General features: G+C 61.7%; 11 protein-coding genes. 4 read left to right on the top strand and 7 right to left on the bottom strand.

The genetic code is table 11. The features are described 5' to 3' along the window. Window positions 1–59: 59 nt before the first annotated feature. The gene (locus JHD07_RS05445) at window positions 60–1,037 is read right to left on the bottom strand and encodes a LysR family transcriptional regulator (RefSeq protein WP_291619762.1); all 978 of its coding nucleotides are present in this window, start codon (window positions 1,035–1,037) and stop codon (window positions 60–62) included. 310 nt (window positions 1,038–1,347) lie between these two features. Between JHD07_RS05445 and JHD07_RS05440 the strand changes: the two genes are divergently transcribed. The 4 genes from JHD07_RS05440 to JHD07_RS05425 all read left to right on the top strand — a co-directional run bounded on the left by JHD07_RS05440 (window position 1,348) and on the right by JHD07_RS05425 (window position 4,482). Next, on the top strand, window positions 1,348–2,472 hold the full coding sequence (locus JHD07_RS05440; RefSeq protein WP_291619760.1) for an ABC transporter substrate-binding protein: 1,125 nt from the start codon (window positions 1,348–1,350) through the stop codon (window positions 2,470–2,472). Beyond that, the gene (locus tag JHD07_RS05435; protein WP_291619759.1) at window positions 2,448–3,218 is read left to right on the top strand and encodes a nitroreductase; all 771 of its coding nucleotides are present in this window, start codon (window positions 2,448–2,450) and stop codon (window positions 3,216–3,218) included. The genes JHD07_RS05440 and JHD07_RS05435 overlap by 25 nt, the downstream gene beginning before the upstream one ends. Continuing rightward, window positions 3,197–3,736: a DUF4863 family protein gene (locus JHD07_RS05430; protein WP_291619756.1), complete on the top strand. Its 540-nt coding sequence runs from the start codon at window positions 3,197–3,199 to the stop codon at window positions 3,734–3,736. Before JHD07_RS05435 ends, JHD07_RS05430 begins: the two co-directional genes overlap by 22 nt. Window positions 3,737–4,167: 431 nt before the next feature. Then, entirely contained in the window at window positions 4,168–4,482 is a 315-nt protein-coding gene (locus tag JHD07_RS05425; RefSeq protein ID WP_151650248.1) for a hypothetical protein, read from the top strand. Here the strand turns inward: JHD07_RS05425 and JHD07_RS05420 are convergent. From JHD07_RS05420 to JHD07_RS05395, 6 genes are all read right to left on the bottom strand, one after another. After that, entirely contained in the window at window positions 4,403–5,458 is a 1,056-nt protein-coding gene (locus JHD07_RS05420; protein ID WP_028136468.1) for a TniQ family protein, read from the bottom strand. The genes JHD07_RS05425 and JHD07_RS05420 overlap by 80 nt on opposite strands. Before the next feature lie 10 nt (window positions 5,459–5,468). Then, window positions 5,469–6,464: an ATP-binding protein gene (locus JHD07_RS05415; RefSeq protein WP_028136467.1), complete on the bottom strand. Its 996-nt coding sequence runs from the start codon at window positions 6,462–6,464 to the stop codon at window positions 5,469–5,471. A gap of 6 nt (window positions 6,465–6,470) precedes the next feature. Next, a complete protein-coding gene (locus tag JHD07_RS05410; protein WP_028136466.1) occupies window positions 6,471–8,828 on the bottom strand; it encodes a DDE-type integrase/transposase/recombinase in 2,358 nt (785 codons plus the stop codon). Then, window positions 8,822–9,586 (bottom strand): hypothetical protein, encoded by a 765-nt coding sequence (locus JHD07_RS05405; protein ID WP_028136465.1) that lies wholly within the window; start codon window positions 9,584–9,586, stop codon window positions 8,822–8,824. The genes JHD07_RS05410 and JHD07_RS05405 overlap by 7 nt, the downstream gene beginning before the upstream one ends. Next, window positions 9,579–9,785 carry a hypothetical protein gene (locus tag JHD07_RS05400; RefSeq protein WP_028136464.1) on the bottom strand — a complete coding sequence of 69 codons (207 nt, stop codon included), beginning with the start codon at window positions 9,783–9,785 and terminating at the stop codon, window positions 9,579–9,581. The genes JHD07_RS05405 and JHD07_RS05400 overlap by 8 nt, the downstream gene beginning before the upstream one ends. Window positions 9,786–10,272: 487 nt before the next feature. Continuing rightward, the coding region (locus JHD07_RS05395) for a tyrosine-type recombinase/integrase (protein WP_291619745.1) at window positions 10,273–10,668 on the bottom strand (396 nt) is incomplete at its 5' end.

Below are 10,668 nucleotides of genomic sequence, written 5' to 3'. Positions count from 1 at the left end.
GGCGAGGGACCTCGCGCCCTGACGTATCGATGGCCGGACGGGCGAGCGTCTTCAGCTCGTTAGCGTCCCCGCCGGAGGTCTTCGGTCGCGCGCCTGAGAATGTCATGAAGCCAGTCATGCGCTGGCTCGCCCTCGATACGTTCGTGCCACAACAGCCGGACTTCGACCGGGCTCGTGGTGTAAGGCAGCTCGTAGCTTATGATGGCATGTGCGCGTTCGAACGCCCGCGCCAACGGACGTGGCACGATGGCCGCCAGTTCGGAATCTGCGAGCAGGGCGGGCAGGGCAAGGAAATGCGGCAGCGACACCGCGATGCGCGGTGGCTGGTCGCTTTCGGACAGGGCTCGTTCCAGGGCTGCGCGGTCATACATTTCCGATCGCCTGGCGAGGCCGCGCTCGGAGATGAAGCCGCCGATCGCTCCCTCCTGCTCGCCGCCGAAGGACACGACGACCAGCGGCATACGCGCCAGGCTCGCGTTGGTGATTCGGCCGAGCTTGCGCTTGCCGCCGACGATCAGCACGTCGTCATATTCGAACAGCAGCGAACTGCGGAACCGGCTCGGCGGATCCGAGAAGACACCGATCGCAACATCGATGCGGCCAAGGTCGATCTGCTCGGCGAGGTCGATCCGTGTCACCGGCTTGATGATCAGATCGATCGCCGGCGCTTCAGCCTTGAGTATCTTCAGGAGCGGGGAGGCCAGCACCATCGTGGTAAAGTCGTTGGCGGCGAGGGTGAACTGACGCGTGGAAGCCGCTGGAACGAAGCGCGGCTGCTCGACCGCCGCCTCGAGCGATCGCAGTGCCCCGCGAATCTGCGGCGCCATCGTCAATGCGCGCGCCGTCGGCTGCATGCCGGCTGCTGTGCGCACGAACAGATCATCTTCAAGCATCTCGCGGAGACGAGCGAGCGAATGGCTCACGGCGGATTGACTGAGCGCCACCCTCTGGCTTGCCCGCAGCACGCTGCGCTCCTCCATCACGGCGTCGAAGACCTTGAGCAGGTTCAGGTCAAGAGTCTTGAAGGAAACAGCCACGCGCAGCACCGTCTCGAGGCGGATCGCGCGCCGTTGCGTTACAGCGATCGCTTGCAGTTAAGGCCAACCACGCAGCCGACGCAACCGAGCAGGGCCCCGGAGCGCCGAAGCCCGGCCGCTCGGACCCCCAAAATGAAGCCGGCTCAGGATCACTCTGCAAGAGTTTCACTTCCGCAATCGAACGATCCCGTCATGATCCCGGCGCCGGATCTGGAGGAGACGGGCAATGAGATCTTGCGGGAAGTCGATCGGCGTTTTTGCACTTGTACTGGTGTTGTTACCGCTGCCGGCCATTGCGCAAGATGGTCCAGTGAAGCTTGGCGTCCTCACCGACATGTCCTCGCTCTACGCCGACAATGGCGGCCAAGGCTCGGTGGTCGCGGCGCAAATGGCCGTCGACGATTTCGGTGGTCAGGTGCTCGGCCGCAGCATCCAGGTCGTTTCAGGCGACCACCAGAACAAGGCCGATGTGGGAGGCACGATCGTCCGCCGCTGGATCGAGAACGAGAACGTCGAGGTCATCCTCGATGTGCCGAATTCTGCCGTCGCGTTGGCCGTGCAGGGCATCACGCGCGACAAGAAGAAGCTGTTCCTCGCCACCGGCGCCGCCACGTCCCGCCTGACCGGCGACGAATGCTCGCCGACGGGAATTCATTGGACTTACGACACCTATGCGTTGTCGCAGGGAACGACGCGGGCAGTGTCGCGCCTCGGAGCGAAGTCATGGTACTTCATCTCGGTCGACTATTCCCTCGGCGCTCAGCTGGAGGCTGACAGCCGCAAGGTCGTCGATGCCATGGGCAGCAAGGTGGCTGGCGCGGTGAAACACCCGATCAACACGCCGGATTTCTCATCCTTTCTGCTCCAGGCGCAGTCGTCGAAGGCGGACGTGATCGCGCTGGCCGACGCCGGTGGCGACTTCATCAACGCGGTCAAGCAGGCCGGCGAATTCGGCATCACGCAACGGCAGAAGCTGGTCGGGCTGCTCGTCTTCATTGCCGACATTCACAGCCTCGGGCTGCAGAGCGCCCAGGGCCTGATGCTGAGCTCGGCGTTCTATTGGGACCTGAACGACGACACGCGGGCCTGGTCGAAGCGCTTCGTCGCCAAGACCCAGAAGGTCCCGACCATGATCCACGCCGGCACCTATGGCGCGGTAATGCACTATCTCAAGGCGGCCCAGGCAGCCGGTACGCTGGACGGGCCGACCGTCGCCGCCAGGATGCGCGACATGCCCGTGAACGACTTCATGACCAAGAATGGGCGGATCCGCGAGGACGGCCGGCTGGTCCGCGACATGTATCTGTTTCGCGTCAAGACGCCCGAGCAGTCGAAACACAAGTTCGACTATTATGAGTTGCTGGCAACGATACCTGGTGACGAGGCTTTCCGGCCAATGGAGCAGGGCGGATGTCCGCTCCTGAAGAAGCCATGACCGGCGCGGGCGCGGCTGCACGAAGCCCGATCGACGAGATCATTGCAGGCCGCTTTGCGTGCCGCGACTTCGCGGACGCGCCGATCGGGCGAGGGACCATCGAGCAGATCCTGCGCGTGGCGCGGTTCGCACCAAGCGGCGCCAACATTCAGCCCTGGCACGTCTACGTGTTGGCGGGCGCAACCAAGGACAAGGTGTCTGGGGCATTGCGCGAGGCGCACGAAACCGCCCGCGACGAGCACGTGTCGGAGTACAGCTACTACGCCAGCGACCTGCCCGAACCTTACCAGCAACGCCGCCAGGAGTTTGGCCGGCTGTTCTATGGCTCGCTCGGCATCGCCCAGACCGACCTCGGGGCAAGAAACGACCAGACCGCCAAGAACTATGCATTCTTCGGCGCGCCCGTCGGGTTGATCGTCACGATCGATCGACGCCTGCAGGTCGGAAGCTGGCTCGACCTCGGCATGTTCGTCCAAAATGTGCTGTTGGCTGCCGCAGGCCACGGGCTCCAGTCCTGCCCGCAGGAGACATTCTCGAAATACCACCGGATCCTGCGCCAGCTGCTCTCGATCCCAACCGAACAGATGGTCGTTTGCGGCATCTCGATCGGCCACGCCAGGGACGCCGCCAAGGGCAGGCTGATGCCACGCGCCGACCTCGCCGAGTTCGCCTCTTTCGCGGGCTTCGAAGAACAGAGTGCACGTCAAATGGAAGGAACAAGGCCATGGGAAGCCGAGACGAGCTGATCGAGCGCAGCATTCCGTTTCTGCGCGAGGTCAAGGACATGACGCCGGGCGCGGCGATGGAGCGATGGCTCAATCAGAAATACGGCGAGGGCAGCCAGCTCTACCAGGACCTCGCGCGCCTGATCAGGCTCGGGATCGACGAAGGGTGGGCAGCCAACCAGGAGGTCGAAGGTCCGAACTACCGGCGCAGCCGCATTCTGGAACCGGTGCCCGAGACGTTCCAGTTCAGCATCACGGCCGTCTACATGAACAGCGCCGATCCGCGCCGCTTCAAGGATGAGGACGACCACGACGTGCTGCGCGGGCAGTATCATGGTCATCCATACGGGGAGCTGAACCTGGTCGTTCCGCTGGACAAGGGCGCCGAGTTGAAGGGCCTGCAGGGCTGGCAGGGGCCCGGCTGGACCGCGCCCGATCCCGGCAGCCGCCACTATCCCGAGGTCCGCGGCGGCGCCGTCATCGCGCTGTTCTATCTCCCCGCCGGACGCATCTCCTATGACTTCGCGGCGCCGTCCTGATGGCCAACCAGAAGCGCTCGGATGCTCCATCCCGAGAGGCTGCTCAGCTGCGATGAGTCGCGACGCAGCCACCGCTGCGACGCGGACCGTCGACAGGTGGGAGGGATTTTTTGCAGCCAGACAGCCAGTGTAATCCGCGCTAGATTTTGGCACTAGAGCCGATTTATCCACACGCTATGTGCCTAGGTTTGTTCAGTCTTTTTTTTCATGCAGTTAGCAGATTTTGGCACTCAAGACTCAAATTTGGCACTGCCGTCATTTCTGAAACTCCATTTTGGCACTGTTGACACGTCCAAAAGAGGTGGGTTTTCCCGGCTCCCGGATGGCCGTTCCGTTGACTTTCGGGCGCTTTAGGGTCGGGTTAAGAGCGCGGTCTCGCTAGGCCGCAGCGCGCTCGGAAGTCGTGGCGTGCTAACCGACAGAGGTTTGGCATGGTCGACTTTGACGATCCTAACAACCAGCTTTTTCTGACGCGGGTGTTCCAGGCCCTCGCCAATGTCAATACCCGCAAGATCCTTGAAACCTTGGCCCATGGTCCTTGCTCGCGTGGGGATCTGCTGCTGGTCTTGGACACCTCCACCGCTCGCATCGTCGAGGTGATGGAAATCCTGCACACCATCGGGCTGGTTGCGGAGAAAGAGACGCGCGAGGGCAAAGTTTACGTGTTCAATCCGACGGGATTAGACCTCGGTCGGTCTTGGCTCGAGCGGCTTTACTCGATCGTCGACGGTCGAGCCCTGAAATAGCGAGCCCGAGCGGCAGCACCGGTTCCGTTACGTTGAGGAAGGCTTCGGCGAAGCCGTGACCGAGGTGCAGAAGTTCCATCAGGCGTGACTTCAGGATATCGCGGGCATTGAGCGAGGGCAGGCGGTCGATGGAGGCCATGATCCCCGCGGCGGCCTTATAGCGCGAGATCGTATCCCCGACAGCCAGGTCGGCTGCGGTCGAGGCCCCGAGGAGGTCGAGGACAATCTCATCGAACGAGCAAGGCCATCGCTTGAGTTGCGAAAATCCTGCGGCGGCGTTTTTCACGGTGATGCCGAGGAAGAGCTCCTGAGGAATAGCTCTAAAGTAGGCCATCCATCCGCTGAGCTTGAGAATGTCCACCGACGACAGGTCGCCGAGAGGACCCGGCAATCTAAGATCATAGTCAAAGATGTAGTCGGCCAGCTCCTTGGCAGCGGCGACGATTTCATGCGGACAGGCCTTTGGCCTCGCAGTCCGCATGTCGAAGTCACAGATCTGGCAGGACCAAACGTTGGTCATATTTCTCCAGCCCAACAGGTTGATGCACGACGGGCATCTGTCGAGCAGCACCTCGCCGCTCTCGACGTCGCAAGGAAAGGCCGAGACAAGCCAGCGGTTCCTGATGCGAGCATCGTTGCCGTCCGCGGCCAAACGAGCGGGCGCGACCCTACGACGCTCTGGCAAGAACCAACCCACGGGCAGTTCGCGACCAAGGAATTCGATGCGATCTTTGAATATTTTATAAGCGCCGATCGAGAGCCTTTGGAGATCGAACGAACCCAAGGCTGCCAGTTCGGCGACTGCCTCGGGTTTGCCGGCGATCGCCGAGACTGACTCCCAGGGCATGTCGAGATGAAGCCGGAGCAGCTTGTCGGCGTCGATGCGCCCCATCGGAGCCAACCGGACCGCGACGGAAGCGATGGCTTCGTCGTCGAACTGCGATACGGTCTTGAGCCACGGCGTGTTCGGAATCATCGTGTCGGACCTACTCGGTGGTCGCTTCCAGTTCCACGCTGAGCGGGAACGAAGGAAGCCTGCTGTAGTCTTCGCCTCGAAATGGGTTACGGCCCTGCATGATCTCCTGGCTGAGAAAGACGCGATCGAAACCCGCGGCGATGTCTTCTTTCGTCAGTTCCTTCGGCTCGACCCCGCCGGTCCGCATGAAGGCGTGAGGTACCGCCGCCTCCACCAGCAGCGAATGTCGGCCGGGACGTCCGCGCTGTGCGAAGAACGTCGCACGCAGCATGTGGTGGTCGTCTTCGTTCTCCTTAAACCAGTTCGATTCGAAGGGAAGCTCATCCGAGAAGGCGGCCACAAACGCCGCATGTTCCTCCCGTTGGGCGTCGTTCGCGAAGCCGAAGGGCGAAAGGATCTTCATGCCGCCGGACCGCTGCCCCATCGCGTCCGCCTTGACCATCATCTTCGTCAGGACCGGGGGCCCCACGACGAACAAGGGCGCGTTGCAGGAGTTCTCGAACGCCAGAATGAACCTCGCCAGCTTCTTCACACCGTCCTCCGCGAGATTCTGCGCCTCATCTAGGAAGACCGCGTCCACTTCGTTGTCATTGAGATTAGCGATGAGCGCGTCGGTGCCTTCCTCCTCGCCGAGTCGCAGGCTGAGCCGATCGTTGAAGATCTTAAAGTTGATCTTCCGGGCCAATATCCGCGGCGTCGATCCGCCCATGAGGTCGACGTACAGGTAGCGCTTTCCGTTGCCCTGAAGCAGCTGAATTTTTTCCTTCGATACGGGCTTGCCGGTGCGTTCTGTGAGCATTCGCTTGACGATCTCACTCTTTCCGCAACGCGACCAGCCGATGAGATACGTGCTCGAGTTTTCGCGCAAGCGCTTGGCGAACGCGAGCGACAACAAGACCATCTCCCGCGCTTCTTCGGCCTTCGTATGCCTCACGAAGATGCCTCTAATGTCGTCGAGCTTGCTCAAAACAAGCGGAGAATTGAGGATATTTTCCAGATCGGACATTTGCGCTTACTGCGACCTGATGATCGGCGCGTCCACCCCGAACCGGAGCTTCTTGCGCGGTGCGGACGTATCCTTTGCGGATGTCTCTTCTGCGCGAGCAGCATGAACGGGAGGCGGCGGGACAACCTCTTCGGTCGCGGAGGCCGGCCTGAAGATTCCGGTCCTCTCGATCAACTCATCGGTGACGGCGAGCGCATGCTCCTCGGCGCCTCGACCGAGGACACCGGCTATACGGGGATAGTACCCGTTCGAGAGCACGGCTTTCGCCGGAGGCCGCTCGCCGGTCGGGACCGCGCCCATAGCTTTCAGTGCTTCCTCGAGGAGGTGGTTGAATCCGACCCTGTGGGAGGGATGCTCTGTGGGGGCATGCTTCTTTGCGAGGCGCAGTTTGCTCAGCGCCTCCCACTGGAATTTTGTGAGGCCGTGCGCCTCCTCGTCGGTCGACATCACCACGAACTCCTCCGGGAGGTGTTCGTTACCGGGGAAGCGGCTAGTGTGATCGATCACCACGCAGCGGCCTACGTTCGCCAGCGGAATGCGCACGGTGACTGGCGTGTTCGTGCGCTTTCTCTTTCCCATGCTGCCCGATCGGGCTCGCATCGCCTGGATTTGCGGTGACTGATAGACGAGGTTGTTCCAGAGGATGCCGTCCTTGCCCGCGGTAAGCTTCAACTCCAAACTCGGGATCAAGTCCCACTTCTTGGCTTCGTCCGCGGTGAGCGGCTGCGGGCGGCTAGAATCGCTCGACGCACCTCGGAGCCACCGCTCTTCCGGAGTGTCCCAGTCCATTCCTTCCTGCTTGCGCCGGGCGTAGACCTCGATCAGCCAGAGGTGGAACAGCATGATGAAGTCGTCGATCGTGATGCACGCGTCGAGCAGTGGTTTGCGCGCGCCTCGCTTTTGCGGACTGGATCCGGTCGATCCCTTAAGCCACGACACGAAATCCGACTCGAGCGTTCCGAAAAACCGCTCCACATAGGGTTTGGTGTCCGGCTGATGGGGCACCGCCATCTCGAACCCGATCCTGACGCGGGCCAAGGCCAGCGCCATCTGTTCCGAAACGAACTCCTTCCCGTTGTCGTACCGGATCTTTCTTGGCTTGCCGTAGCTCAGGAGAGATCCGCGAATCTGCGGAAATCGCTTATCGACGTAAGTCTTGACCTTGATCCCGTGATCGATCGCGGCCAGTGCTGGGTAAAGCCCGCCTGGTTCGAACGACGGAAAAAATCCGACAGGGTACCCGCTGTAGGTATCCAAACCGAGGCAAATCCAGAACCTGTCGATTCCGGCCTTCGACCAGACACGACCGAACGGGGTCTCGCCCAAGATGCCCGCGAAATCGAATTGGTGGTGATCGTACTCGACAACGTCCAGGATGCGTTTGGGACGCTCGAAACTTCCCTGGCCGCCGAACTGAAGATCTGCAGCCTGTACACCTTGCTCCTTTGCGAGCCTGATCCACGCGTCGAAACGACGGTACTGAACCTGTACCGTCGTCAAACCGACGGTCGGAAGTTCATCGAGCAACTGCCTTTCCGAAAGTTCGCCGTTCTCGATGAGCGTTTTGATCTCTTCGTTGCGGATCCGGATCTCCGCGTTGCGGCCATCGATCCTCTGGTTCGCGAACATTTGAATCTTCGTCGGGCCGAACTCGGCCGAGATTTCGACCAGGTAACGGATGGTCGCGGAGATGATGGAAAACACCTCCTTGGGCAGCTTCTGCTCGCGGGACTTGATCGCATTCTTGTGCACGAAGGTGGCTTCCTGCATGCCGTGCACCAGTTCGGCGGCCACCCAGCGAAGAACCGTTCGCGTCGTCTTCTTGGGCTTCTTGATCTGCTTCCCTTGCGGCCGCTTCCGGTTCTCGAGGTCGATCGTACCGTCGACCCGTTCTATGATCGCTTCAGCGTTTGCATGGTTCTGGTAGAACGGCTTCCCGGGCGGCGCGATGAGCATCTCGTTGATGAACGCGCCGACGTAACGCCAGATGCCGGCCGCGCGTCCGCGCGGCTTGGCGTTGAGGGTGTGGTAAACCTTGCCGATCAACGCGCGTGTTTCGTCGATACTCTTCTTCTCGTCGACCAGAGGCGGCTTCCTCAGAGGGTTGTAGTAGCGCCCCTCCTGGAATAGCTCGATCAGCCGGGTCGTTGTTAAGCGCGCGGTCTCGCCGGTATGGTGGTTGATGAGGAGGTGGGGGCCTTCGCCCTCCATCTTCTTGAAGAACTGGTGAGGTTTGCTGTCGATGAGAACAGTCTGGTTGGGCGTCAAGTTATCGAAGAGAAGGTAGTCGATGGTGGGACGCGGTTCCTCGTCCACGGGCGTGGACAAGGCGGCGGCCTCCCTCGCATCGAGAATTTTCAGCATGAGATCGCTCCCTTGTAGACGATCGTCTCGGGGCGGATCGGGGCGAATAGGTCGATGTAGACGATGCGCTCCGGGATGCGCGACAGCACGACGCCGCGCGGATGCGGCGCCTCCTCGAAGAGGGCTTGGCAGCGCGACAGGGGCAGGGAGCCGCCGGCATCGTTCAGCGCCGTGACGAGCCGGTCGAGCTCCTCCGGTTCGATGTCCCAGCGGTCGTTGGCCGCGATCTCGTCGACGACGTCGCGATCCCCCCAACGCAAGCCGATGCCGCGCTCCGTGATGACGCGGAAAGGAAGGCCAGCCCGCCGGTAGGCCTCGCGGATGCGACGGAGGCGCGCGCGGAGCAGGACCGCGTCATCCCAGCGCCTCTGCGCCTTTTCGTCGCCGACGGCCGGCCGCGGCGGACGAAGTTCGCGCCACTCTTTGATTTCGTAGCGGACGAAGCCGGCGTCGTGCTCGACGAGAAAGTCGGGCGTGTAGATCTCGTTCGCGAACTCAGGAAAGACGTTCATCCGGATCGTCTCCGGCTGGGCCCAGATCCGCTTGACGCCGAGCACGTAGTCGCAGACCCGGACGAAGCGCTCTTCGATGCCGCCTTCGTGGACGATGTGGGCGTTCATCTTCATCGAATAGTGACCGCCGACGACGTGATTGCGGCGGCCAGTGATCACGCGGCGCGTCGCCTCATTGGCTTCGAGGCGGAAGACCTCGACGCCGTCGCAGAGGGCGGTCCAGACGCGCTCGATCTTCTTAGGCATCGGTGTCCTCGTCGGGGCGTTTGCGCAGGTCTGCGCAAACGAGATCGACCTGCTCTTGGACAAAAGAGTCCAGAGTGCTGAGGCTGTAGAATTCGCGCGAGTTGTCGCGATAGACCCGCGTCGGGATTCCGAACGCGTGATCGATGGCACCGAAGATGCGCTCGACGATCGGGGAGAGATGGTTATGGACGGAACGCACCTTGTCGCAGACCTTTCTTGCCGTGTCCGAAGGACTCGCGCAGCGATACCCAGCGAGACTTTTGTTCGGCGGAAAGGATTCAAGAAGGGCTTGCGACTTGGAATCGGACGTGCGATTCTCCTGTCGTCCAAGAGTTCTTCTTGGTCGTTACTGCCGAGCGATGCCGGACTTTCGTCCGGATTTGCGGACTTGGATCTCTCGGAACGGCTTTGCGGGCGTGGTCCGAAGATCCTTCGATACCTGCGCGACTGGAGTCCGCTCCGGTCGCGCATAGTCCGTTGACTAGATCATTCCGCTATCCCCGTGATGTCGCCGCTGCGGCGTATCTCATTGAATACCATCGGCCTTCCGGAATCCTAGCGAAATGAATCCCGTGGATTTCTTCGAGCCGTTTCGGAGCATTTCCTAGAAATTCTCAGGACCGCTCTACGTTTGTCGCCAGATTTTGCGCTCTTGCGTTTTTCCTGCATTCGTGCCGCTGCGCACATCACAGCATCTCCGGCGCGTCGAAGTAGCGCCACGCCGCGGCGACGCCGATGCCCAAGGTCTTTGCCACCACTTCGGGCGCCGCACCGGAGCGGACCAGGTTCGCGGCGAGAGCGTTGCGCAGTGACGTAGGCACGGCGTCCGGACCGACTCCAGTCGCCTGTCGCAGCCGGCGGCAAGCCAGTTGAAGCGATCTCGCGCTGAAGCGGGTCCCCCGCGACGTAACGAACAAAGGTGCGCTCGGCGTAAGCTCGAAGGGCTGTGCTCGCAGGTACCGCTCCAGCCACTCCTTGGCCTCCGGCGAAACGATGCCAGGCCGCCCGTTAAGATGGGAGCCCGTTACCCTGACCGTGGACAGCCGCGGATTGTAGTCGCCTCGATTCAAGCCGACCATCTC

The organism is Bradyrhizobium sp. (assembly GCF_016462955.1).
Classification (GTDB): Bacteria; Pseudomonadota; Alphaproteobacteria; order Rhizobiales; family Xanthobacteraceae; genus Bradyrhizobium.
The sequence above is the reverse complement of the archived record's forward strand: the minus strand, read 5'-3'. Positions and strand labels throughout refer to the sequence as shown.

Excerpts from the sequence above, each read along its gene's own strand:
- JHD07_RS05405 (WP_028136465.1), bottom strand. The coding sequence starts at position 9,586 with ATGCCTAAGAAGATCGAGCGCGTCTGGACCGCCCTCTGCGACGGCGTC.
- JHD07_RS05410 (WP_028136466.1), bottom strand. The coding sequence starts at position 8,828 with ATGCTGAAAATTCTCGATGCGAGGGAGGCCGCCGCCTTGTCCACGCCC.
- JHD07_RS05415 (WP_028136467.1), bottom strand. The coding sequence starts at position 6,464 with ATGTCCGATCTGGAAAATATCCTCAATTCTCCGCTTGTTTTGAGCAAG.
- JHD07_RS05425 (WP_151650248.1), top strand. The coding sequence starts at position 4,168 with ATGGTCGACTTTGACGATCCTAACAACCAGCTTTTTCTGACGCGGGTG.
- JHD07_RS05435 (WP_291619759.1), top strand. The coding sequence starts at position 2,448 with ATGTCCGCTCCTGAAGAAGCCATGACCGGCGCGGGCGCGGCTGCACGA.
- JHD07_RS05430 (WP_291619756.1), top strand. The coding sequence starts at position 3,197 with ATGGGAAGCCGAGACGAGCTGATCGAGCGCAGCATTCCGTTTCTGCGC.
- JHD07_RS05420 (WP_028136468.1), bottom strand. The coding sequence starts at position 5,458 with ATGATTCCGAACACGCCGTGGCTCAAGACCGTATCGCAGTTCGACGAC.